At 45.6% G+C, this 23,603-nt stretch carries 19 protein-coding genes, 4 pseudogenes and 3 riboswitches; of the genes and pseudogenes, 13 read left to right on the plus strand and 10 right to left on the minus strand.

Annotated features, from left to right (window positions below; genetic code table 11):
• Nucleotides 1-78: 78 nt before the first annotated feature.
• From M1D69_RS01250 to M1D69_RS01260, 3 genes and pseudogenes are all read left to right on the plus strand, one after another.
• Nucleotides 79-759 (plus strand): annotated as a pseudogene (locus M1D69_RS01250) (hypothetical protein).
• A 68-nt stretch (nt 760-827) separates the two neighbouring features.
• Nucleotides 828-2,068, plus strand: a pseudogene (locus tag M1D69_RS01255) (glycoside hydrolase family 1 protein); the annotation flags it as partial.
• A gap of 95 nt (nt 2,069-2,163) precedes the next feature.
• Nucleotides 2,164-3,270, plus strand: coding sequence for a hypothetical protein (locus M1D69_RS01260; protein WP_458104831.1), 1,107 nt, complete (start codon nt 2,164-2,166; stop codon nt 3,268-3,270).
• 36 nt (nt 3,271-3,306) lie between these two features.
• Here the strand turns inward: M1D69_RS01260 and M1D69_RS01265 are convergent, their stop codons facing one another.
• Nucleotides 3,307-3,885: a DUF421 domain-containing protein gene (locus M1D69_RS01265; RefSeq protein WP_458104830.1), complete on the minus strand. Its 579-nt coding sequence runs from the start codon at nt 3,883-3,885 to the stop codon at nt 3,307-3,309.
• Nucleotides 3,886-3,976: 91 nt separating this feature from the next.
• Entirely contained in the window at nt 3,977-5,257 is a 1,281-nt protein-coding gene (gene citH, locus M1D69_RS01270) for a citrate transporter CitH (protein ID WP_458104829.1), read from the minus strand.
• Between the two features lie 207 nt (nt 5,258-5,464).
• On the opposite strand from citH, the gene M1D69_RS01275 reads away from it, so the two are divergent.
• From M1D69_RS01275 to M1D69_RS01285, 3 genes are all read left to right on the plus strand, one after another.
• Nucleotides 5,465-7,525: a catalase gene (locus M1D69_RS01275; protein ID WP_458104828.1), complete on the plus strand. Its 2,061-nt coding sequence runs from the start codon at nt 5,465-5,467 to the stop codon at nt 7,523-7,525.
• A gap of 49 nt (nt 7,526-7,574) precedes the next feature.
• Nucleotides 7,575-7,862, plus strand: coding sequence for a hypothetical protein (locus tag M1D69_RS01280; protein ID WP_202656471.1), 288 nt, complete (start codon nt 7,575-7,577; stop codon nt 7,860-7,862).
• Between the two features lie 129 nt (nt 7,863-7,991).
• Nucleotides 7,992-8,666 (plus strand): DUF3298 and DUF4163 domain-containing protein, encoded by a 675-nt coding sequence (locus M1D69_RS01285; RefSeq protein ID WP_458104827.1) that lies wholly within the window; start codon nt 7,992-7,994, stop codon nt 8,664-8,666.
• 42 nt (nt 8,667-8,708) lie between these two features.
• Here the strand turns inward: M1D69_RS01285 and M1D69_RS01290 are convergent, their stop codons facing one another.
• On the minus strand, nt 8,709-9,902 hold the full coding sequence (locus M1D69_RS01290; protein WP_439024589.1) for a NupC/NupG family nucleoside CNT transporter: 1,194 nt from the start codon (nt 9,900-9,902) through the stop codon (nt 8,709-8,711).
• A gap of 127 nt (nt 9,903-10,029) precedes the next feature.
• Nucleotides 10,030-10,131, minus strand: a riboswitch (purine riboswitch).
• A gap of 143 nt (nt 10,132-10,274) precedes the next feature.
• Here M1D69_RS01290 and M1D69_RS01295 point away from each other — a divergent pair.
• From M1D69_RS01295 to M1D69_RS01325, 7 genes are all read left to right on the plus strand, one after another.
• Nucleotides 10,275-11,027, plus strand: a complete 753-nt coding sequence (locus tag M1D69_RS01295) for a (S)-benzoin forming benzil reductase (protein WP_458104826.1) — start codon at nt 10,275-10,277, stop codon at nt 11,025-11,027.
• A 225-nt stretch (nt 11,028-11,252) separates the two neighbouring features.
• Nucleotides 11,253-12,095, plus strand: coding sequence for a methyltransferase domain-containing protein (locus tag M1D69_RS01300; RefSeq protein ID WP_458106227.1), 843 nt, complete (start codon nt 11,253-11,255; stop codon nt 12,093-12,095).
• 231 nt (nt 12,096-12,326) lie between these two features.
• Nucleotides 12,327-13,766: a GntP family permease gene (locus M1D69_RS01305; protein WP_458104825.1), complete on the plus strand. Its 1,440-nt coding sequence runs from the start codon at nt 12,327-12,329 to the stop codon at nt 13,764-13,766.
• Between the two features lie 24 nt (nt 13,767-13,790).
• On the plus strand, nt 13,791-14,504 hold the full coding sequence (locus M1D69_RS01310) for a CoA transferase subunit A (protein ID WP_458104824.1): 714 nt from the start codon (nt 13,791-13,793) through the stop codon (nt 14,502-14,504).
• Nucleotides 14,501-15,148 (plus strand): CoA transferase subunit B, encoded by a 648-nt coding sequence (locus M1D69_RS01315; RefSeq protein WP_458104823.1) that lies wholly within the window; start codon nt 14,501-14,503, stop codon nt 15,146-15,148. Before M1D69_RS01310 ends, M1D69_RS01315 begins: the two co-directional genes overlap by 4 nt.
• Nucleotides 15,149-15,174: 26 nt before the next feature.
• A complete protein-coding gene (locus M1D69_RS01320; RefSeq protein WP_059292226.1) occupies nt 15,175-15,948 on the plus strand; it encodes a 3-hydroxybutyrate dehydrogenase in 774 nt (257 codons plus the stop codon).
• Between the two features lie 80 nt (nt 15,949-16,028).
• Entirely contained in the window at nt 16,029-17,423 is a 1,395-nt protein-coding gene (locus M1D69_RS01325) for a sigma-54 interaction domain-containing protein (RefSeq protein ID WP_458104822.1), read from the plus strand.
• 48 nt (nt 17,424-17,471) lie between these two features.
• Here the strand turns inward: M1D69_RS01325 and M1D69_RS01330 are convergent, their stop codons facing one another.
• The 7 genes and pseudogenes from M1D69_RS01330 to yxjL all read right to left on the minus strand — a co-directional run bounded on the left by M1D69_RS01330 (nt 17,472) and on the right by yxjL (nt 23,602).
• Nucleotides 17,472-18,611: a 5-methyltetrahydropteroyltriglutamate--homocysteine S-methyltransferase gene (locus tag M1D69_RS01330; protein WP_411983115.1), complete on the minus strand. Its 1,140-nt coding sequence runs from the start codon at nt 18,609-18,611 to the stop codon at nt 17,472-17,474.
• A gap of 78 nt (nt 18,612-18,689) precedes the next feature.
• Nucleotides 18,690-18,797, minus strand: a riboswitch (SAM riboswitch).
• Between the two features lie 68 nt (nt 18,798-18,865).
• Entirely contained in the window at nt 18,866-19,999 is a 1,134-nt protein-coding gene (locus M1D69_RS01335) for a 5-methyltetrahydropteroyltriglutamate--homocysteine S-methyltransferase (RefSeq protein ID WP_458104821.1), read from the minus strand.
• 85 nt (nt 20,000-20,084) lie between these two features.
• Nucleotides 20,085-20,191: riboswitch (SAM riboswitch) on the minus strand.
• A 65-nt stretch (nt 20,192-20,256) separates the two neighbouring features.
• Nucleotides 20,257-20,745: pseudogene (locus tag M1D69_RS01340) on the minus strand (LURP-one-related/scramblase family protein).
• A 129-nt stretch (nt 20,746-20,874) separates the two neighbouring features.
• A pseudogene (locus tag M1D69_RS01345) lies at nt 20,875-21,153 on the minus strand (hypothetical protein).
• Nucleotides 21,154-21,430: 277 nt separating this feature from the next.
• On the minus strand, nt 21,431-21,556 hold the full coding sequence (locus M1D69_RS01350; protein ID WP_458104820.1) for a hypothetical protein: 126 nt from the start codon (nt 21,554-21,556) through the stop codon (nt 21,431-21,433).
• A 107-nt stretch (nt 21,557-21,663) separates the two neighbouring features.
• A complete protein-coding gene (gene pepT, locus M1D69_RS01355; protein ID WP_458104819.1) occupies nt 21,664-22,896 on the minus strand; it encodes a peptidase T in 1,233 nt (410 codons plus the stop codon).
• 49 nt (nt 22,897-22,945) lie between these two features.
• Entirely contained in the window at nt 22,946-23,602 is a 657-nt protein-coding gene (gene yxjL / locus M1D69_RS01360; RefSeq protein ID WP_458104818.1) for a two-component system response regulator YxJL, read from the minus strand.
• Nucleotide 23,603 lies beyond the last annotated feature (1 nt).

The following is a 23,603-nucleotide window of genomic DNA, read 5'->3' on the forward strand; positions in this document are numbered from 1 at the left end:
ACACATCATATATCTGGTACGATTTAACTATATTTTGCCGTATTTTCCAGAAGAGTTTCAGTAGAGAGGAGACAGAGCATGAGGCGAATAGGCTTGTTGAAAAGCCTGCTGGTCGCTGTTCTTGCGATGAGCGCATGTGAAAGCGAAAGCAATGTTCAGAACGCCGCCCATCATGATCAAAAGACGATCAAACAAAGCATGATAAAATCACTGGGCAGCAAGAAAAAGCAAGACTTTCAGACCCTATCAAACGATATGCAGCTGGCGGTTGTTTTCAGTTCTATGATATACGTAAGCGAGACGTTTGATTATGGGATCGGCAACCCTGAATATTTCATTCGCAGCAGCATGACAGAAGAGGAAGCAGATATAGCGAAGAAAAATCTTGAATCCATTAAACTCGAAAACGGCCGGCTCAAAAAACAAAACAGCGAGGCATTCGCAATGCTTCAGAAAACCCGCAATCAAGAAAAGAGCCGCAATGAGAATCAGCAGCTTTAAGACAATAGAGACACCTTTTTTGAGATTACCGGCAGCATGATCGCGCTCATCAATCAGGTCACACCGAAAAACGCTAAACAAACAAGAAAACAGCTGGATCAGCTGAAAAAACAATATACGAAATACAATGCCGAAAGCATCAACCTAATGAATGGCATAGTCAAGAAGCAGGGGGCAGATAAGGAATCCTTTGAACGCCATCTTGAGGCGCTGCTTCAGAAACAGAGCGGGCAGACGGTGCTGAGTGAAGTATATTGACCGGATCGCTGCTCTTTCCCTGAAGATATTGACCTAGTACATAAAGAATGTACAATCAAGGTGTAGTCCACCGTTATAAAGAAGACGTGGCGCTGTTTGCTGAAATGGGCTTTACAGCATACCGTTTTTCTATCGCCTGGACGCGCATTTTCCTGATGGCGACGGAGACATCAATCCAAAGGGGATTGAATTTTACAGCAATCTGATTGATGAGCTGCTCAAATATAAGATTGAACCGATCGTCACGATGTATCACTTTGATCTGCCGAATGCATTGCAGGAAAAAGGAGGATGGTCAAAGCGATCTGCAATTGAGAACGTTATTCGAAGGTGCTGTTTGAACAATTCGGTGACCGTGTCAAGTACTGGCTGACAATCAATGAACAAAACATGATGATCCTGCATGGAAGTGCGCTGGGCACACTTGATCCGAATCTGAAAAACCCGAAAAAAGAACTGTATCAGCAAAATCACCACATGCTGGTGGCACAGGCGAAGGCTATGAATCTATGCCATGAGATGCTGCCGGAAGCCAAGATCGGTCCAGCTCCGAACATTGCGCTGATTTACCCGGCATCTTCAAAACCGGAAGATATTGTCGCAGCCTTCAACTACAATGCAATCCGCAACTGGCTCTATTTTAGATATGGCGGTTCACGGGCGTTATAACACGACAGCGTGGGCATATATGAAAGAATAAGGCTATACGCCAGTCATTGAAGATGGTGATATGGAGATTCTGCGATCTGCGAAGCCTGATTTTATCGCATTTAACTACTACACATCTCAAACGGCGGAAGCAAGCAAAGGCGACGGCTCGGACGAAGCAGCGCGCGGAGGAGACCAGCATTTGAAAACGGGAGAAGACGGCGTCTACCGCGGCAGCGCCAACCCGAACCTGAAGAAAAACGATTTCGGCTGGGAAATTGATCCGGTTGGCTTCCGTTCCACACTTCGTGAAATCTATGACCGCTACCAACTGCCATTGATCATCACAGAAAACGGGTTAGTCGCTTTCGAACAACTCGAAGAAAACGATACGGTTAATGACGATTACCGGATTGATTATGTAAAGCAGCACATTGAACAAATTCAATGGGCGATGACAGACGGCGTTGACGTATTCGGCTACTCACCGTGGTCTGCGATTGACTTAATTTCCACCCACCAGGGCTGTTCTAAACGATACGGCTTCATCTATGTCAATCGTAATGAATTCGACCTGAAAGACCTGCGCCGTATTCGCAAGAAAAGCTTTTATTGGTATAAAGAGCTGATTGCTTCAAATGGCGCGTTATTGATCCGATAGAAAAAATAAACAATTTATGAAAATAAATATATTTATGTAAATGATCCGAGCCCCTTGCCGATATGTATAGTATAAAATTGGGAAGGGGTTTGTATATGAAGAACAAAAAAATTGTTTCACTGCCTTTTTTTTGTACTGTGTTGCTTGTTGTTTTTAGTTTATGTCTGAATTCAAATGCTGCCTCAGCGCAAAGTGTGTTAAAAGATAAACCAATTATGGAGCAGCAGGAAAAACTGAAAAAACAAAAGGAAACTGAGGGTGTTTCATTAAATCAAGCGAAGCAAGTAAGCTTTAAAACGGACAATAAAACAGAAAAGATGAAAGTGAAGAAACCTTCGAATGAGAATGGTTTTAAAACAAGTTCCATGTACAGCTCCGATGACCAGGTTTTCAATACAACCTCTGTCCTTGATGAAAATAATCCTGATGATATGTACTTTTTCAGTACTTCGTCAGATCGTACCCTTATCACAAGAATTCTTTCAGACAACAGCGATTACCATCTGAAATTGTACGTTGTCAATTGGGATACAGGAGAAGCTCAGCCGTCTAATATATCAATGGAAGCAGGAAACTTAGTGCTTTTAAAAGAGCTTCCCGCTGGCGATTATATGATCCGGGTTTACTCTGAAGGAACGACGGGAGATTCATATAACATTCAGTTAAACGCGAAAAACCCTTCAAATTATTCAAGTGTAAAATCGGTAACGTCTAATTTACAAGCCTTTGTTGCTGAGTATGGAGACGGTTCCGTTTATGCTAATGGTACACTGCTGTACAATTCTAATACGAAAACATCTTCATTAGACTGGGAAAGAGAATATTATTTTTCCTATGGAGGCGGGTATAATCAGCGCACCCATTCCATTTCTGATGTGAAGGTTAAAAATATTTCTGACCCTGTCACTTATCATTCGAGTTATGCAAGTTCAAGCTCAGCCATCATGGTTTACTTAGACACAGGCACGCTTTTTATGCATCATGTATCAGCTTATCAGTCCGGGATAGGTTATGATGATTCTTTCCTTGATACGTTAGGTAAAAAAACACCTAGAAGGCTTGATGCGGATGATCAAAACTATGGTGATCATATTTTAATCGTTGATGTAAAAACCGGAAAAGCAATCGACTTTTTCAGTGTTTTAAATTACTACTACGCATCAGGCGTTGAAAGCTTGCCAGTCATTTCGTATATTCAATAAGAATTCACTTGGCTATTTCATTACAATGAAATAGCCTTATTTTAATTTGCCAGCGGAATGACTAGTGTTTTTGAACTCTTCAAAAATGTTATCTTGCTTATCAGGTTCAGGCTGATTCATTGTATTTGGAGCTGGGACATTCATCATTTTCTTAAAATCACCCATGGTTAGCGGCTTCTTGTCATCACGTAATTCATATCCTAATTGGCCGTTTGCCTCAATCGTTGCATTCTTAATGTCCTTTATGCTGGAGATTCCGTGAAGCCTCATTCGCATTTCAAGCTGATCAACTGTCAGCCTCAGTTTTTTCATATTTTCTATATTGAGTTTACCATCTTCAACGACTAATTTTGCTTTGCCGGTTATGAACTTTTCCATCCAATTGGCCTTCACCTGAAACCATTCCATGAGTATTAGCGCCACAGTAAAAATACTGGCTGCCACAAGGGTTTTCCATAAACTTGTCTCTATAATCGGCTGGACAATAATTGTTCCAATTGAAATCATCACCACAGTTTGTGCTAACGTCATTTGAGAGATTGACTTTCTCCCCGATATTCTGAGCAATATGATCCCGGATATAATTAAAATGAGTGCTTCCCAAGCAAAATTCATGCAATCACCTTTTTGATTTTTCCATAGTATGATCCAGGCTTTTCGTATTATACAGAACAAAAGGATTTCCGCTAGCGGAAATCCCTTCTCGTTAAAACGAAATAATCCCAATCAAAAGCGCCGCAATCGTCATCACAATGGTTGTTCCCACGGCCCATTTGATCGTGAATTTTTGATGGTCGCCAAAGCTGACGCCCGCCATTCCGACCAATAAATAAGTGGAAGGAACGAGAGGACTGAGCAAATGCACAGGCTGGCCCAGCAAAGAGGCTCTGCCGATTTCTGCGGCATCTATTCCGTAAGTGGCGGCGGCTTCTGTGATGATCGGCAGAACACCGAAGTAAAAGGCGTCATTCGACATAAAAAAGGTAAATGGCATGCTGACGATGGCTGTAATCAAGGGCAGATGCGGGCCCATGGCGTCAGGGATGAGTGATACGAGAGAATGCGCCATCGCGTCTACCATTTTTGTGCCCGACAAAATGCCTGTGAAAATGCCGGCGGCAAACACCATGGAGACAACGTTTAACGCATTTCCTGCATGCGCTGAGATCCGCTTTTGCTGCTCTTTTACATTTGGATAGTTCACCATCAAGGCGATAGCAAATGCGATCATAAAAAGAACAGGAAGCGGGAGCAGGCTGGTGATCAAAGCCGCCATCAGCACGACAGTCAGCAGCAGATTAAACCACTGGAGAGCGGGGCGTTTGAGCGGCGCTGTATCCGGATCGGACGCGTGCTGGTGTTCAATTGAAATGACGCCGAGCCGTTTCCGTTCTTTTTTTCCAAGAATATAGGCTACGGCAAGCACCCAGAAAATGCCGGCGATCATAGCAGGAATCAGCGGCGTGAAGACTTCTGACGTGTCCAATTTTAGAGAAGCCAACACCCTTGCAGTCGGCCCTCCCCACGGAATAATATTCATGACTCCCGACCCGAGCATTGCAATTCCCGCCAACACCAGCCGGTTCATGCCGAGCCGTTTGTATAGCGGAAGCATCGCAGCAATGGTAATCATGTACGTTGTTGTCCCATCTCCGTCCAGCGAAATGGTCATCGTCAACACCGCTGTGCCGACAGCGATTTTTAATGGATCTCCTTTGACAAGGGATAAGATTTTGGCAATAAGCGGATCGAACAAACCTGAATCAATCATGATGCCGAAATACAGGATCGCAAATAATAGCATGATGCCTGTCGGAGCGAGGCCTGTTACACCCTGAATCATCATATCGCCTAGGTCTTTGCCGAATCCGCTGATCAGGGCAAACACAACAGGAACGACAATCAAGGCAATAAGAGCGGAAAGCCGGTTGGACATAATAAGGTACATGAAGACAATGATCATCACAAAACCAAGTATGGCAAGCACGATATGACCTCCCCATTCAACAGCACAATTTTAGTAAGCGCTTCCACCTTTCAAGAAGGCTTATTTCAAATATTTATGACCTCATGTTGACAAGTAGACCTAAAAACCTAGAGAGCAGATGAGCAGTTTATATGCAGATCACCACGGGTAAATGTGCTGTAGAATGTTTATTTTTTGAGATCTGGAATAGGAAAAGGGGGAGCAGACATGAGTGATGATCAAAACAAACGAGTCAATGAACACTCAAAAGACGAGCAGCTCGAACAGTACAGGGTCGATAACAGCGGAAAGAAAATGACGACAAACCAAGGCCTACGGGTGTCTGAGGACGAACATTCGTTAAAAGCCGGAGTTCGCGGCCCGACGTTGATGGAGGATTTTCACTTTCGGGAGAAGATGACCCATTTTGACCATGAGAGAATCCCTGAACGGATCGTGCACGCGCGCGGGTATGGCGTGCATGGTTTTTTTCAGGTTTACGAGCCGATGACAGAATTCACCCGGGCGAAATTTCTTCAGGACCCTTCGGTGAAGACACCCGTATTTGTCCGGTTTTCAACAGTTGCGGGCTCCAAAGGCTCCGCTGACACGGTGCGTGACGCCAGAGGCTTTGCGACGAAATTCTATACCGAAGAGGGAAACTATGATCTAGTAGGCAATAATATTCCGGTGTTCTTTATTCAGGATGCGATCAAGTTCCCTGATTTGGTGCATGCGTTTAAGCCTGAACCTCACAATGAAATGCCTCAGGCCGCGACTGCCCATGATACGTTTTGGGATTTTGTCGCCAATAACCCTGAGTCGGCTCACATGGTGATGTGGACGATGTCTGACAGAGGCATCCCTCGCAGCTACAGAATGATGGAAGGCTTCGGCGTTCACACGTTCCGATTTGTCAATGAACAAGGAAAGGCGCGTTTTGTGAAATTCCACTGGAAGCCGGTGCTCGGCGTGCATTCTCTCGTATGGGATGAAGCGCAGAAAATTGCCGGAAAAGATCCTGATTTCCACCGCCGAGACCTGTGGGAAACGATTGAAAACGGCGGCGTTGTTGAATATGAGCTAGGCGTGCAGATGATAGATGAAGAAGATGAATTCAACTTTGATTTTGATATTCTTGATCCGACGAAGCTTTGGCCGGAAGAGCTTGTACCGGTGAAGATCATTGGGAAAATGACGCTGAACCGTAACCAGGATAATGTGTTTGCGGAAACGGAACAAGTCGCATTCCACCCGGGAAATGTCGTGCCGGGCATCGATTTTACCAATGACCCGCTATTGCAGGGACGGCTTTTCTCTTATACCGACACACAGCTCATCCGTCTTGGCGGCCCGAACTTTCATGAGATTCCGATTAACCGGCCGGTATGTCCGTTCCATAACAATCAATATGACGGCTATCACCGGATGACAATCAATAAGGGGCCGGTCGCTTATCATAAAAACTCTCTGCAAAACAATGACCCGTCGCCTGCTACAGCCGAAGAAGGCGGCTACGTCCACTATCAGGAGAAAGTCGAGGGCAAAAAAATCCGCCAGCGGAGCGACAGCTTCAACAATTATTACTCACAGGCGAAGCTGTTCTGGAACAGTATGTCTCCTGTCGAGAAGCAGCACATCATCTCTGCTTTCTGCTTCGAGGTCGGGAAGGTCAAAAGCAAGGACGTGCAGCGGAAGGTCGTTGACGTCTTCAGCAATGTGGATACAGGCTTAGCAGAAGAAATCGCCAAAGGAGTGGGCGTGGCGCCGCCGGCGAAACGGAAAGCATCAAAAGAAATTCTTACCTCACCTGCGTTAAGCCAAGCCCGTACAGTGAAAACAGCGTCAACAAGAAAAGTCGCCGTTCTCGCCGGCAATGGTTTTGATGAAAAAGAACTGCAAACAGTGCTGGACGCCTTAAAACAAGAAGGGATCACAGCGGATATCATCAGTCAAACGCTGGGATACATCACAAGCGGCGCCGGACAGCAGCTTGAGGTCAGCGGCACCTTCCTGACGACAGACTCTGTTCTGTATGACGCGGTTTATGCCGCAGGAGGACCTGAATTAAAAGAAGATAAACAAGCGATGGCGTTTATCAGAGAAGCCTACAATCACTATAAGGCGGTCGGCGCGGCAAACGAAGGAGTTGACCTCCTCAAATCGGCTGTCGGCACAACAGAGGGGCCGGGCGTTGTGTCAGCAAAAGACGAAGATGATTACACCAGCTTCAGCAAAGCGTTTATCGAAGCAGTTGCCGCCCACCGCCATTGGGATAGACGAATTTGATTCGCTCCTGTATCTTAGAGGAAGATACTTTTCATAAGGAGCATGACATATGAACGAAAAACAGCTCGCAGAGGCTTACGAGCGCGACGAAAATATGATGATATTAGTGTTCGCCCAATGGTGTGTGAACCATGATCTTGATCCGTTGGAGCTATATGCCAAAGCATATCCGCAGCAAAAGCTGAATGAAAGCTTGAAAAAAACAGTGGAAGAACTGATCGTGCCGAAGAACGAATCAGAACACATACCTGACCAGACCGTCATCGCTGTGTTGGAGATGTTTGGGAATATTGATTTGGCACAAGCGGTTCACGAAGTGATTGCCGGGCGTAACTAGTAAAAAAGAGACAATATATTGTCTCTTTTTTTATTGGGGAAAATCGAGCAGATAGACCTAGAAACTTCTTTTCACTTCTGCAGAAAAAAGGGAATGATAAACAAAGAAGATCAAAAAGGAGGAGATTGTATGAGGTGGAACAAAATGATGAAATTCGCGGTAGCTGCTGCTGTTTTGCTTTTTAGTGTATTTGCATATGCGGCCCCATCTTTACAAGCGGTTCAAGCGAAAACGCCGACTGTCGGCAGCCATACGTACAAAAAGATCAAGGAATTAAAGTATCCTCAGGTGTATCACATCGGGAATGCCGCGTTTGAAAAGAGCATCAATCAAGAGCTGAAAGCCTACATTGAACAATCGTATCAGGAATACCTGAAAAACAAAAAAGCAGGCGAACAGCAGGGATTCAACGCGGAATATCAAACATCCTTCAGCGTCAAATATAATGCGGCGGGCAAGCTCAGCATTCAAACGCTCAATTATATCTATTCAGGCGGCGCCCATGGTTTCACGTCTGTTCAGTCCTTCAACTATGACCTGAAAGCACAAAAGCGGGTGACGCTGAATCAGATTCTGAACACCAAAACAAAAGTCAGCAAAACGAAAGATTACCTATACAGCTATATCAAAAAACATGACACGCTGTTTTTTCCTGATGTAAAGAAAGAGGATATTACCCTTAACCAAGACACAACGTTTTACTTTACGAAAAACGGGATCGCCATCGTCTTCGGCCAGTATGACTTGGGACCTTATGCAGCCGGAATCCGTGATGTGCAGGTGCCTTCCTCTGTTTATCAATAATCAAAAGAGCCATATCCTCTAAAGGGATATGGCTCCATGTTTCTACCACACAAACAGGCCGACAATCGCAGCACTTAGTAAAGATACCGCAATTCCGCTGACGAGTAATTTCCACACGTTTTTCCCGATCACGGTTGACTTTTCGCCGTCAAGGATCGAGTTATACGTTCCGTAAATCATGCCGACTGTACTAAAGTTGGCAAATGACGTCAGGAATGTCGTCGCCACCGCAACTGTGTGAGGCGGTAGTGTTTTTAGATTGTTTTTCAAGTCAAGCATCGCAACAAACTCGTTCGTCGCCAATTTCATTCCCATCAGCTGCGCGACATACATCGCGTCGTGTACCGGCAGCCCAAGCAGGAATGCGAACGGACTGAAGAGATAAGCAAAAATCGTCTGGATGGTCAGGCCGTGCACGAAAACGCCAAGAATGCCATTGACTGCTGACGTTAATGCGACATATCCGATCACCATTGCCAAAATAACGATTACCATGTTCATGCCGACAAGCATACTGTTAGAAATCGTAGAGAAAAAGTCTTTCTTCTCTTCTTTAGGCGGCGTATAGATAATGTCTTCATCCTCCGGCACGTGGACAGGATTCAGCAGGTTTGCGATAATCAGCGCGTTTAAGCAGTTTAAAGGAATCGCTGTAAACACGTATGTCGCCGGCACCATGGACAGGTAAGATCCAATAATGGAGCCGCTGATGCTGCTCATGCTCATTAAGCCGAATGTGAGCAGGCGGTTGTTGTTTAATACTGTGAGCTGCTGGCGAATGACTGCCAGAGCTTCTGTATTTCCCAAAAACATCATTTGAATAGAGAAAAAGCTTTCTAATTTCGGTAAGCGGGAAGCCTTTGAGATCACCCAGCCGATTTTATCGATCAGCCAAGGCAAAATGCCGAAATATGTTAAAATATCAAAGAATGTGACGATAAAGATTATTGGAAGAAGTGCACTAAAGAAAAAGTCTACTGTTTCATTCGCCATGACAGATGGGAAGGCAAACGCGATCCCGTCACTGGCACAAGCAATCAGCCAAGTGAAGAAATTTCCAATTTGTCCGATGGCCCAGCTGCCGACTTTTGTCCCCAGCATAAACCAAGTAATCAAAAGCTCCAGAACAATTAACGTAATAATCGGACGCCACTGGATTTTCTTTTTCTGCGGGGAGCATAGGAACACAACTGCCATAATCACAATGAGACCGGCAAGGTTTAATAAAAAGTACATGATAGCAACTCCTATGAGGTTTATTATGGAAATGAAAAAAGCTCTTATCCTTCACAAATTCTGGAAGTGCAGAAAGTGTGAAAAATAAGAGCAAACAGAAAAGAACTTGTCCTTTTCAACTCGTTCAAATTTATTCAAACTTTCTTGTAGTCTAGTTTTTTACGGTTACTAGGTAGAAACAATCAGACCATATTACTGATCATATACAAGAATGTCTTTTTCTAAGATGATAGCAGTATTTTATCCTTTCACTTTTTGAAAATCAACCTTTTTAACTATTTTCAAAATAATAAATTTATATTTCGAAGTCGAGAAAATAAAGGGAAATCATATTGGATTGCTATGCTGAAATTGTGATCAGGAGGGACAAAAATGAAGCATATCATTATCACCGGCACGTCAAGAGGGATTGGGGAAGCATTAGTTCAGAAACTAATACATGCTGACCATCGGCTTTACTGTATTTCAAGACAGCCTAATCAAAAGCTGATCGACTTGGACAGCGGCTTGCAATATTACTCATTTGATTTGAGAGATAGCCGCGGGATCGAGGCGCTCTGTGATGAATTGTTTCAGCACATTAGCCTTGATACGGAGCCGGAAGGCATTTATGTAATCAATAATGCCGGTGTACTGGCGCCAATTGGGCCGATCGATCAAAATAAAACGGAGGACATGATAGAAAACCTGCAGGTCAACTTAATTGCACCTATGGTGATCACTTCCCATTTTGTGAAGCACACGAAGCACATCAAAACGGATAAGCGAATCATGAATATCTCGTCAGCTTCAGCTAAATATCTGCTGCCTTCACAAAGCTGCTACAGCACGTCAAAAGCGGCGCTGGATTCATTTTCTAAAAGCATCAGTCTGGAGCAGGCGGATCAGCCGTATCCAGTTAAAATCGCAGCGGTGTATCCCGGGGTAATTGATACCCAGCTGCAAACTGAAATCCGATCCGTTCGTAAAGAGGATTTTCCTACTGTTGATCAATTTATTCAGTTAGAGAAAGAAGGAAGATTGCAATCTGCTGAAGAAACAGCCCGCTTATTAATTGACCTTCTAAACAGCGAGGAGTTCGGGCAGCCGCCTGTCGTTGAGAATCTGGTTCCTATTTCTGGATGATTGATGTATCATAATAGCGGGGAAACCCTCTATGCAGCAAAAAGGAGTTCTTTTTTATGATTATTCAATTCATTCGTTATAGATAATGACAGGTATAGACGACTTTCCAGACCTGGCCAAAAAGTGAGATAGGCCCAGGTTTATTTGTCTATGCCTTTTTCATTTATTTAAAAACGAATGAATGAGGTGTTTTTTGTGTCAAACATAAAGAAGCATGCTGCTTATATGAAACAATTTGTCTCTCAATTTCGATGCCCGATTTGTGATTCTTCTATGAAAGTCATATCATGGAAAAGTTTGATTTGTTTAACGAGCGGACACACGTTTGATATATCCCGGCATGGGTACGTGAATTTCCTGACAAAGCCGGTCAAAAGCAGCTATCGGGCGGGGCTTTTCGAAGCAAGAAGCCGGCTGATGGCAGAGTATCATTTTTTTGCACCGCTTCATCAGGCAATAGCTGACTTGATCAGTGACCGGAAGTCTGAAAAAGAGACGTTAACCATTTTAGACTGCGGATGCGGTGAGGGGACCCACTTGAAAGCGGTTTGCGATCTGCTTCAAGAGAAGAAAACAGTTCACGGAATTGGGATTGATATTGCCAAGGATGGCATTTTACGGGCTTCAAAAAATAGTGGCGGAATGCTGTGGGCCGTAGCCGATGTAGCTAATGCGCCCTTTCAAGACCGGCAATTTGATGTCATTCTATCGATTTTCTCACCTTCAAATTATGCAGAGTTTCACAGACTGCTGAAAAAAGATGGTTTGGTTATAAAGGTTGTTCCTCAAAAGGAGTATTTAACAGAACTAAGGCGGGTTTTATACGCAGATTCAGATAGACGAACCTATTCCAATACCCCTGCAATTGAGCGCTTTACAACACATTTTCAGCTCGATCATCTGATGAGGCTGCGCTATACCAAAACGCTTCATCAGCAAGGCATAGAATGGCTTCTGAACATGACACCGTTAGCCTGGTCCGCATCGGCTGAAAACATCAACCAGTTTAGAAAAATGGAATCGGCTCAACTGACAGTTGATGTCGATGTATTAATCGGAACAAAATGAGTGAAAGAGGAAAGCTTCCAAAAAGGAGCTTTCCTTTCTTGTTTTCCGCAAAAACGGAAATTTCCACCGGATTGGAATAGTTATCTCGCATTTTCCGTAAATATGGAAGGGGAAAGGCTTGAAATGGTGTTCTGGCAACTGGCACAGAACTTGCATGAGAAATGACGGAAAGGGAGGGGATATTTTGTAAACGCTTTCCTTTTCTCAGACAAGCGGAAAAGAGGGATGTTTGTGGACATTATTATTATTCTTTTGGCTTTGGGTTTGCTGATGTTTGTCGCCTATCGGGGATTTTCAGTCATTTTGTTTGCTCCGATTTGCGCCTTATTTGCTGTGCTGCTGACAGATCCAAGCTTTGTGCTTCCTTTTTTCTCAACCATATTTATGGAAAAGATGGCGGGGTTTATTAAGCTGTACTTTCCAGTATTTCTGCTTGGCGCCATTTTCGGAAAGGTTGTCGAGATGTCCGGCTTGGCGGCTTCCATTGCAAAGACTATTGTCAGACTGGTCGGGGCGAAACGAGCGACACTCGCTATCGTATTGATGGGCGCCATTTTAACGTACAGCGGAGTCAGCCTGTTTGTTGTCGTCTTTGCTGTATACCCCTTTGCGAAAAATATGTTCAAAGAAGCCGACATCCCGAAGCGTCTCATACCGGGAACGATTGCTCTCGGGGCATTTACTTTTACAATGGACGCACTGCCGGGTACACCGCAAATCCAAAATGTAATTCCTACGACGTTTTTCAAAACAGACATTTACGCCGCCCCTTGGCTTGGTATGATCGGTGCGGTGTTTGTGCTGGCGGCGGGTATGTTCTACTTGGAATCGAGGCGCAAAAAAGCAGAGAAATCGGGCGAAGGCTACGCCGGTTTTCAATCGGAGATTTCTGCCGCGCGTGAGCCATCTGATCTTGCCCCGGAACAAAGCCGACCGGTCTTAGAGCCTGACACAAGTAAGGTCCGGCACGCACTCGCTTTTGTTCCTCTTATTCTCGTTGGTGTGATGAATAAATGTTTCACCACGTTCCTTCCCAAATGGTATCCGAATGAATTTGATTTTTCCGCCATAGGATTGGGAGAGTTCGGGAAACTTGATATCTCCTCCGCGGTTGCCATTTGGTCAGTGGAGCTGGCCCTCCTGATCGGAATCATCGCAACCATTTTGTTTGATTGGAGAAAAGTGTTTGGACAGCTAAAGGAAGGGCTGAATGAAGGGATCGGCGGCGCTTTGCTTGCATCGATGAATACAGGCGCCGAGTATGGTTTCGGCGGAATCATTGCTGCGCTGCCGGGGTTTCATAAGCTGAGCAGCGGCATTTCACATACGTTTACGGATCCGCTTGTAAACGGAGCTGTGACGACAACAACGCTGGCAGGGATCACCGGATCGGCCTCAGGGGGAATGGGAATCGCGTTAAGCGCGATGTCTGATCAATATTTGAAAGCGATTCAGACCTATCACATACCGCCTGAAGTGATGCACCGGGTTATTTCGATGGCGTCAGGAGGCATGGATACGCTTCCGCATAATGGGGCGGTGATCACCCTGCTGGCTGTGACGGGTCTGACCCATCGCCAATCGTATCGGGATATTTTTGCGATTACTCTCATCAAAACCGCAGCCCTATTTGTGATTATCGCGATTTACAGTTTGACGGGCCTTGTATAGGACAAAACGAAAGGGGAATCAGATATGGGAAAAGTGCTGTCATCGAGTAAGGAAGCCGCAGAACTCATTCGGGAGGGGGATACACTGATCGCGGGCGGATTCGGCCTGTGCGGAATACCCGAGCAGCTCATTCTGGCGATAAGGGATAAAGGGGTAAAGGATTTAACAGTCGTCAGCAATAATTGCGGAGTTGATGATTGGGGGCTCGGCCTGCTGCTGGCAAACAAGCAAATCAAAAAAATGATCGCCTCCTACGTCGGCGAAAACAAAATTTTTGAAAAGCAATTTTTAAGCGGAGAATTGGAAGTGGAATTGGTTCCCCAAGGGACACTCGCTGAAAGAATCCGAGCAGGAGGAGCAGGCATACCGGGATTTTATACAGCCACAGGCGTCGGAACCACCATCGCTGACGGGAAAGAGCTTAAAACCTTTGACGGACGCACATATGTGTTAGAAAAAGGAATTACTGGGGACGTCGCCATTGTAAAAGCGTGGAAAGCGGACACCATGGGAAATTTAGTTTTTCGGAAAACGGCAAGAAACTTCAATCCGGTTGCCGCCATGGCGGGAAAGATCACAATTGCCGAGGCAGAAGAAATTGTTGAGGCGGGAGAGCTCGATCCCGACCACATCCACACGCCTGGTATTTACGTACAGCATGTTGTGCTCGGCACACATGAAAAGCGGATTGAAAAACGAACTGTTCAGCAAGCGAAGGGAAAGGAGGCGGCACAATGAAGGAAGCCAGAAAACGAATGGTCAAACGTGCTGTAAAGGAAATAAAAGACGGTATGAACGTCAATCTTGGGATAGGGATGCCGACACTTGTCGCAAATGAGATACCGGAGGGCGTGCATGTGATGCTTCAATCAGAAAACGGTTTGCTCGGGATCGGCCCGTATCCGCTGGAAGGAACGGAAGACCCGGATCTGATAAATGCGGGGAAAGAAACGATCACCGCCGTAACAGGCGCATCCTATTTTGACAGCGCGGAATCCTTTGCGATGATACGAGGCGGGCATATCGACCTGGCCATCCTCGGGGGCATGGAGGTTTCTGAGCAAGGGGATTTGGCGAACTGGATGATTCCGGGCAAAATGGTGAAGGGAATGGGCGGCGCTATGGACTTGGTCAACGGGGCTAAGCGAATCGTCGTCATCATGGAGCACGTCAATAAATATGGGGAATCGAAGGTAAAAAAACAATGCTCCCTCCCGCTGACAGGACAGAAAGTCGTTCATCGGCTGATTACTGATTTAGCTGTTTTTGATTTTGATAATGGACATATGACACTGACTGAGCTCCAGGACGGCATCACGCTGGAAGAGGTATATGAGAAAACTGAAGCTGACTTCGTCGTAAGCCAGTCAGTCATCCGGTAAAAATCTTGAGCAGGAAGGTGTATGACATGAAAAAACAAGTCGCTCTTGTGACAGGCGCAGCTGGCGGAATCGGATTTGAAATCGCAAAGGAATTCGCCCGGGAAGGCGCCGATGTCATAATTTCAGATCTAAATCCAAAAGCGTGCGGTGAGGCAGCCGCCAAGCTGAACGAGGAAGGCTTTAGCGCCACGGGCATTCCATGTGACGTGACAAAGGAAGAGCAAATCGCTGATATCGTCCATACTATCAAGACCCGATACGGACGTTTGGATACTCTGGTGAATAACGCAGGCATGCAGCATGTCGCGCCGATTGAAGAGTTTCCGACAGAACGGTTTGAACAGCTTATTCGCGTCATGCTGACCGCGCCATTCATCGCAATGAAGCATGTCTTTCCCCTTATGAAAAAACAGCAGTTCGGCAGGATCATCAATATCGCGTCTGTGAACGGACTGGTGGGGTTTGCGGGAAAAGCCGCTTATAACAGCGCAAAGCATGGGGTCATTGGGCTGACAAAGGTGGGGGCGCTGGAAGGCGCGCCCCACGGGATTACGGTGAATGCACTCTGCCCGGGATATGTGGACACACAGCTTGTCCGCAATCAGCTGAGCGATCTTTCTAAAACAAGACATGTTCCCTATGAATCGGTTCTGGAAGAGGTGATTTTTCCGCTCGTGCCGCAAAAACGCCTTCTCTCGGTTAAAGAAATTGCTGATTATGCCGTCTTTTTGGCGAGTGAAAAGGCGAAAGGCGTCACAGGGCAGGCGGTCGTGCTGGATGGAGGCTACACAGCTCAATAATAGATTGTTGTATTCATAGGAGGCTCTCGTTTATCATAAGATTGAAAGCGATTACAAAATGTGACGGGAGCGACAGGGAGATGAAACATTCTATTAAAAGATTACCCTATGAATGGCTGGATGAAATCATCAACCTTGCGGCGGAATGTATTGTTGTGGTTGATCATGAGGGGAACATTCTCTATATCAATCAGGCGTACTGTGACTTTCTTAAAAAAACAGAAGAAGAAGCGATAGGAAAACCCGTTCAGGACGTGATTGAAAACTCGAGAATGCACATCGTGGCGAAGACGGGGCGGACAGAGGCTGCCGCTATTCATCCGATTAACGGCAGCGAAATGATCGCCAACCGGTATCCGCTCTATGTGAACCGGCAGCTTGTAGGAGCGGTCGGAACCGTTATGTTCCGCAATCCGCAGGAATGGATGGATTATTCAAGAAAAATTAAACCCCTCCTCAATGAACTCAATTACTACAAAAATAGATACGAAAAAGAGCTTTTCAGTAAATACCACTTTGGCGACTTGATTGGAAACAGCTCTCTCTTTATGGAAGCGAAACGGCTGGCTGAACGGGTATCTGACAGCCAATCGGCCGTTTTGCTTTTAGGAGAATCAGGCACGGGAAAAGAGCTGTTTGCCCACGCCATCCATCAGAACAGCCGCCGCAGGTATGCTCCCTTTCTGCGCGTCAACTGCGCCTCGATCCCAGAGCATTTGTTTGAATCAGAAATGTTCGGATACGAAGACGGCGCTTTTACGGGGGCAAAAAAAGGCGGGAAAAAAGGAAAATTCGAACTTGCGCATCAAGGAACCATTTTCCTTGATGAAGTAGGTGATATGCCGCTGCATATGCAAAGCAAAATCCTTCGCGTACTGCAAGAGAAAGAGATAGAGCGGATCGGCGCAAGAAGCCCGGTCCCAATAGATGTACGAGTGATTGCGGCGACACACCGAAACCTCGAAAAAATGGTCCGGGAAGGAGACTTCCGGCAAGACCTCTATTACCGACTGAACGTGATCAAAATTCAAATCCCGTCCCTAAGAGAGCGCATAGAGGATGTTGTGCCGATCGCGGGGCTTCTATTAAAAAAACTTGAACGGAAATTTGGCTTTGATGGCTTGGAGCTTTCTAAAGAAGCAATTGCAGTGCTTCAGAGCTATTCTTGGCCGGGAAACATACGAGAATTGGAAAATGTCTTAGAACGGGCTGTCAACGTCCTCGACGGCAAACGAATCGAACCGAAACACCTGAATCTCACTCCTGAAGATCAACCCATCCAAAGAACAATCAAAATCCGGGAATCTCAATCTATACTGCCATTAAAAGAGACAATCGCTGAGGCGGAAAAAAACGCGATCATCGAGGCGCTTGCCGCAGCAGACGGCAATAAAATAAAGGCAGCAAAGCTATTAGGCATAGGAAAAACAAGCTTATATGAAAAATGCAAAGCCTATCAAATTGAGCAGGCATAAAAAAAACACACTTGCCCCGCCCGGGAATCAAGTGTGTTTTTCTGTTCCTTATTTCCAAACATCGTTAGCGATCTCAACAACATGGCGCAGCTTCGCCCATTGCTGTTCCTCGGTCAGCTTGTTGCCTTCCTCAGTCGAAGCAAATCCGCATTGCGGGCTCAGGCACAACTGATCTAGGCTGACATAACGGGATGCCTCTTCGATACGGCGTTTCACGTCGTCCGGATGTTCAAGCTCACCGAATTTAGATGTCACCAAGCCTAGGACAAGCTGAAGATCAGAGCGTTTCACATAACGGAGCGGTTCGAATCCGCCTGAGCGTGAATCATCATACTCTAAGAAAAGCCCGTCCAGATTCAAGCCGTCAAAAATGGTTTCCGCCGCCGCATCATAACCGCCTTCAGCTGTCCATGTGGACTGGAAGTTGCCGCGGCAAATATGCATGGTAATGGTCATATCATCCGGACGGTCGGCAATTGCGTCATTGATTGACTTCGCAAACAGCTGGCGAAGCTCGTCAGGCGTTGTTCCGAATGCTTCCACTTGTTTCAAGCCTTTTTCAGATAAGAAAACAGCCCATGCCGTATCATCAAGCTGGAGGTAGCGGCAGCCTCTGTCATAAAACGCTTGAATCGCTTTTTTATACGCTTTTGATACATCATGCTGAAAAAGAGCATAATCGTTTTTGTATGCATCCTTTTCCAGTCTGCCGCGGAAAAAGAGCATATTCGGACTCGGAATTGTCATTTTTGGCGTTGCATCACCAGCGATGCCATGTAAAAATGAGTAATCTTCGAGCATTGGGTGATTTGAGAAATCAATATCGCCTGTCACTTTGATGCCGCGTGCTTTTGTCTGCACATTATGGAACTGGATACCCTGTTCAGGTATAAACGGCTCAACGCCATCCAGATTTTCAAGGAAATCAAAATGCCACCACGCTCTGCGGAATTCCCCGTCTGTCACGACGTTCAGGCCGGTTTCTTTTTGTTTTTCCACAATGCGGATGATTTCATCGTTTTCAATCTGGCGAAGCTGTTCGGCAGTGATTTCGCCGGCCGCCCTTTGCAGCCGCGCTTTTTTGACGGGCTCAGATCTCAGCAGGCTTCCGACTTGATCCGCGCGAAACGGCGTTTTTTTTCTCTGAAGCGATTGTTTTTGTTCTGCGGGTGTTGTTTGCTGTGACATGTTGTTCATTCCTTCTTTCCATTCGAATATAAAAAAGCTCTTCCTTTGGATAAGGAAGAGCTTGCGTGAACAATCTCAACCTTATCTTCAAGAGCAAAAATCTGCTCTTAAGGATTTAGCACCATTCTGTTAAACAGCGGTTGCCGGGTATCGCAGGGCCAGTCCCTCCACCTCTCTTGATAAGGAAAACCTTTTTATGAAATTTTCTGATAGTATCTATTATTCACACATTTCTCTTTTCTGTCAATGATAGATTATTTCCACACATCATTGGCAATATCGACCACATGACGGAGCTTCGCCCACTGCTGCTCCTCAGTCAAAAGGTTTCCTTCTTCTGTTGAAGCGAAACCGCACTGCGGGCTGAGGCACAGCTGATCTAAGCTGACAAAGCGCGCAGCTTCGCTGATTCGGCGTTTGACATCCTCTGGGTTCTCAAGCTCTCCGTATTTGGATGTAATCAAGCCCAAGACAATCTGCAGATCCTTGCGTTTGACAAAACGGAGCGGATCAAAGTTTCCGGAGCGGTCATCATCGTATTCCAGGAACAAGCCGTCAAGGTCTAAACCGTCAAGAATCGTTTCCGCTACAGCGTCATAGCCTCCTGATGCTGCCCAAGTCGAGCGGAAGTTGCCGCGGCAGATGTGCATCGTGACCGTTAAGTCGTCAGGACGGTCCCCCACTGCATCGTTAATCGTTTTGGCAAACAACGCAGGCAATGTTTCCGGATCACCGCCGAGGGCACGGACAACATCTCTGCCTTTTTCTTCAAAGAAGAGAGACCATGACGTATCATCGAGCTGAAGATAGCGGCAGCCCGCATCATAGAAAGCGTTAATCGCTTTTTTGTACGCCTGGGCCAGATCATGAAAATATTCCTCCTGATCGGGATATACGCCTTGATCAGCTTTTTCACCGAAAAACAGCATATTCGGGCTCGGAATCGTCAGCTTTGGTGTCGCGTCACCGGCAATCTCATGTAAAAATTGATAATCGGCAAGCGCTGGGGGGTTCGTAAAATCAAGTTTTCCCGTCACTTTGATGCTGCGTGCTTTTGTTTTCGCGTTATGGAACTGAATTCCTTCAGCGGGGATGAACGGTTCCACTCCGTCGAGCCCTTCCAGGAAATCGTAATGCCACCACGAACGGCGGAACTCTCCGTCGGTTACGACGTTTAGGCCGATTTCCTTTTGCTTTTCGACAATGCGGGTGATTTCTTTATTTTCGATATCACGAAGCTGTTCTGCCGTGATCTCGCCGGCCGCTTGTTTTTGCCGCGCCTCTTTTACTGGGGCGGATCGTAATAAACTGCCGACATGATCGGCGCGGAAAGGGGCTTTCTTCTGTTTTTCTGATTTCTGTGCTGCAAGGTTTACTTGTTGAACCATATCATTTCGCCTCTTTTCTAAAAAGTTTGCTGCATGAAAAAAGCTCTTCCTTTGTGCAAGGAAGAGCTTGAACGATCAAATCTCTGCCTCATCTGCAAGAACGCGATGTTCTTAAGGATTTAGCACCATTCTGTGTAAAACAGCGGTTGCCGGGTATCGTAGGGCCAGTCCCTCCACCTCTCTTGATAAGGTATAACTTCATATTTACATATTAATTATCTTAATATTATTACTTTTGGATCAACTGTCAATGCTTTTTAGAAAATACTTTCATCTTCATCGTTATATAAAACCATATCAAGCACGATAGCGATGGCAGTGCAAATCAGAACATCTTCCTCGTTTGCAATCTGCAAGTGATAGGAATCACCCCAGCTGAGCCACTTCTTGCTCACTGACATCCGGACATTTTCTCCGTCCGTCAGCTGGAATTCATCCCTCCATAAGTCACCATCGATTTCCCAGTTAAGGCCGGAAATCACAAATTTCGGTTTGAAAAACGTTACTTTCTTCGTTACCTCACAAACCGTTTTCCCGCCAATTGAAATCTCTTATCGCGGCAAAAATGACATCACTTTTTGCTCAATGGAAACGAGCGTTTTTCCGGATGAATCTGTCATTTGTAATGAGTCCCCTAACGAGAAAAAGCGCCCCTCCACCTTGAAGATTTCTTGTTCATCCCTGTCATAAATGTGAAATGCATCTTTAAGCGAGAACATTTTTTGTTTCATAAATAAATCGATCATTGCTGAAGTCTCCTTTTGGACTTGCCTTATATGAAATTACGGATAGAGGATAAAAAGGTTTCAGGCTCTATCTCAACACAATTTTAAAAGGCTGCGTCATTCAGCAGCCTTTTCGTTTGAAATATAGAATTAGGAAAGATGCATCCGGCGTTTTTGGCGGATGGCGTCAAGGTCGATTAGGTTATTATGATGAGGAACGGGTGCAGGAAGAGGGCTTGTCTTTTGCGGTTTTCGTCTATTGTCTTTGCTGAATGAGAAGAGAAGATAGCCACATAATGCGATGATAATAAATAGGATCATTTTACATACCTCCCAAAAAAAGTTTTGGTATTCTCTATTGTACGGATAAAACGTCTAAAAGTATTCAAAAAATTCTAAATCCACTAATAATAAATGCGTATCCCTCAAAAATCCTTTTCGCCGATGACCTGAAAATAGTCTTACATTAAGCTGGTGTTTTTCCTTTTTAATGGTTCTATAGTTACTATCGACGTTAAAATGAATTTCTTTATATAACTTTTAACCTAAATTTCTGTAATTCAAATTAACTATATATGGATAATGTGTTCTTCTTTGTTTGATGTATACCCTATTTTGAGGAATTGAACACAAAAAACCCAAATTACGGAGCATTTGGGCGGGAATTTGGACTGGTCGGCTGATTTGAGGGGAGTCCGGCGAAGGATCAGAAAAGGCGTTTGAACATTCTTCTTATTTTTTTAAATGGGTTTGATCGTTTTGTTTGCATTTTGAGCGGGCGGGAAATCATCCATTTTTTAAACAGGCTTTTTGCGGCAATTGTGTTCTTCATCTTTGCATTTCCTCCTCATCCTTTGATAGTTGTTTTACGGACAGAGCTTTTAAAATGTTTCATTTTCACGCGAAAAAACCAGTCCTTTTTTGGACTGGTTTTTCAGCTTACGCCTGTTCTTCAAACAGCTTTGCAATCTCAACGATGACATTTACGGCTTTGACCATGTTGTCGGCTGAGATGTATTCAAATTTGCCGTGGAAGTTTTCCCCGCCGGTAAAGATGTTCGGCGTTGGGAGTCCCATATAGGAAAGCTGCGAACCGTCCGTGCCGCCGCGGATCGGAGAGATTTTCGGTTCGATGCCGAGGTTTTCCATCGCTTGTTTGGCAATGTTGACGATTTCGATGACAGGCTCAATTTTTTCTCTCATGTTGTAGTATTGATCGTTCATATCAAGCTGAATGCGATTTTGTCCGTATTCGTTCTGGAGCTCTTCAACGATGCGCTGCATGGTTTCTTTTCTGTTTTGGAAGATGTTTTTGTCAAAGTCTCTGATAATGTAGTGGAGCTTGGTCTCTTCTACATCTCCCTGAATGGAAAGCAGGTGATAGAAGCCCTCGTAGCCCTCTGTATATTCAGGGGCCTCATCTGCCGGCAGCATGCTGTTCAGCTTCATTGCGATCTTCGCAGAGTTGACCATTTTGCCCTTTGCCGTGCCGGGGTGTACATTGTTGCCTTTGATCGTGATTTTCGCCGCGGCAGCATTGAAGCTTTCATATTCAAGCTCACCGAGCGGGCCGCCGTCAACGGTATAGGCAAAGGAGGCATTGAATCGCCCAACATCAAATTTGTGCGGGCCTCTGCCGATTTCTTCATCAGGTGTAAATGCAACTCTGATGGTGCCGTGCTTGATTTCAGGATGTTTGATGAGATAATCCATGGCTGTCATGATTTCAGCGATGCCAGCCTTATTGTCTGCGCCGAGAAGGGTTGTACCATCTGTGGTGATCAGGGTGTGGCCTTTGTAGCCCGATAGTTCAGGGAATTGATCAGGCGATAGGATGACCTGCAGCTTTTCGTTGAGCGTGATGTCTTTTCCATCGTAGCTTTCAACGATTTGCGGATTCACATTTTTGCCGGTAAAGTCTGTGGCGGTGTCGACGTGGGCGAGGAAGCCGATCGTCGGCACGTCTTTGTCAGTATTGGAAGGAAGAGTCGCCATGACATAGCCGTTTTCATCAATGGCTGCGTCTTCCATGCCGATTGACTTTAATTCCTCAACAAGCATGTTTCCTAACGTCAATTGGCCGGATGTGGAAGGGCAGGTGTCGACTGATTCATCGGACTGCGTGTCGACTTTTACGTATGTAGTAAACCGTTCAATGATGTCTTGTTTCATTTCCAATCATCTCCTTTGTTGTATTCTACCATGCCGGGATGAGAGATATCTATTTCACAATGCCGTTTCGGATGGCAAAAACGACTGCCTGAGTCCGGTCTTGGGCATTGCATTTTTGCAGAATTCGATGCACGTGGGTTTTGACGGTGCTTTCACTGACAAAAAGCTTTTCGGCAATATCCTCATTTCTCAAGCCATAGGCCATTTGCTGAAGAACCTCAAGCTCTCTTTTGGTAAATGGCTCTGCCAGCTCTTCAGCATGAGGCTGTTGCTTTGCGCGGAATGTCTCACTGATGATTTTAGCGGCTGTGACTGTTCGGAAAATCGCTTCGCCTCTGAAGGCAGCCCGAATGGCGTCTATCAGTTCTTCAGGAAGCGTGTCCTTCAGCAGGTAACCGACTGCGCCTGCGCGGATGCCTTCAAATACGTATTCTTCAGTGTCAAAGGTCGTTAAAATGACGATCTTTGTATCCGGAAGGGCGGACATAATGTCTTTGGCCGCTTCGATGCCTGAGCAATGTGGCATTTGGACATCCATCAGGATGACGTTGGGTTTTGTTTGCTTTGCCAGTGCAATAATGCCATGCCCGTCGCCTGCCTCACCAGATACGGCCATATCCGGCTGTGCGTTGATAACATAGCGGAAGCCTTCACGAACAAGCGGCTGATCATCGGCAAGTGCGACGCGTATTTTATCTTTGTTCATC

This window comes from Bacillus sp. PK3-037, assembly GCF_054161355.1.

Bases quoted from the DNA above. Each gene is read 5' to 3' on its own strand.
- M1D69_RS01260 (WP_458104831.1), top strand. From the start codon at position 2,164: ATGAAGAACAAAAAAATTGTTTCACTGCCTTTTTTTTGTACTGTGTTG.
- M1D69_RS01265 (WP_458104830.1), bottom strand. From the start codon at position 3,885: ATGAATTTTGCTTGGGAAGCACTCATTTTAATTATATCCGGGATCATA.
- M1D69_RS01275 (WP_458104828.1), top strand. From the start codon at position 5,465: ATGAGTGATGATCAAAACAAACGAGTCAATGAACACTCAAAAGACGAG.
- M1D69_RS01280 (WP_202656471.1), top strand. From the start codon at position 7,575: ATGAACGAAAAACAGCTCGCAGAGGCTTACGAGCGCGACGAAAATATG.
- M1D69_RS01285 (WP_458104827.1), top strand. From the start codon at position 7,992: ATGAGGTGGAACAAAATGATGAAATTCGCGGTAGCTGCTGCTGTTTTG.
- M1D69_RS01290 (WP_439024589.1), bottom strand. From the start codon at position 9,902: ATGTACTTTTTATTAAACCTTGCCGGTCTCATTGTGATTATGGCAGTT.
- M1D69_RS01295 (WP_458104826.1), top strand. From the start codon at position 10,275: ATGAAGCATATCATTATCACCGGCACGTCAAGAGGGATTGGGGAAGCA.
- M1D69_RS01300 (WP_458106227.1), top strand. From the start codon at position 11,253: ATGAAACAATTTGTCTCTCAATTTCGATGCCCGATTTGTGATTCTTCT.
- M1D69_RS01310 (WP_458104824.1), top strand. From the start codon at position 13,791: ATGGGAAAAGTGCTGTCATCGAGTAAGGAAGCCGCAGAACTCATTCGG.
- M1D69_RS01315 (WP_458104823.1), top strand. From the start codon at position 14,501: ATGAAGGAAGCCAGAAAACGAATGGTCAAACGTGCTGTAAAGGAAATA.
- M1D69_RS01320 (WP_059292226.1), top strand. From the start codon at position 15,175: ATGAAAAAACAAGTCGCTCTTGTGACAGGCGCAGCTGGCGGAATCGGA.
- M1D69_RS01325 (WP_458104822.1), top strand. From the start codon at position 16,029: ATGAAACATTCTATTAAAAGATTACCCTATGAATGGCTGGATGAAATC.
- M1D69_RS01330 (WP_411983115.1), bottom strand. From the start codon at position 18,611: ATGTCACAGCAAACAACACCCGCAGAACAAAAACAATCGCTTCAGAGA.
- M1D69_RS01335 (WP_458104821.1), bottom strand. From the start codon at position 19,999: ATGGTTCAACAAGTAAACCTTGCAGCACAGAAATCAGAAAAACAGAAG.
- M1D69_RS01350 (WP_458104820.1), bottom strand. From the start codon at position 21,556: ATGAAGAACACAATTGCCGCAAAAAGCCTGTTTAAAAAATGGATGATT.
- pepT (WP_458104819.1), bottom strand. From the start codon at position 22,896: ATGAAACAAGACATCATTGAACGGTTTACTACATACGTAAAAGTCGAC.
- yxjL (WP_458104818.1), bottom strand. From the start codon at position 23,602: ATGAACAAAGATAAAATACGCGTCGCACTTGCCGATGATCAGCCGCTT.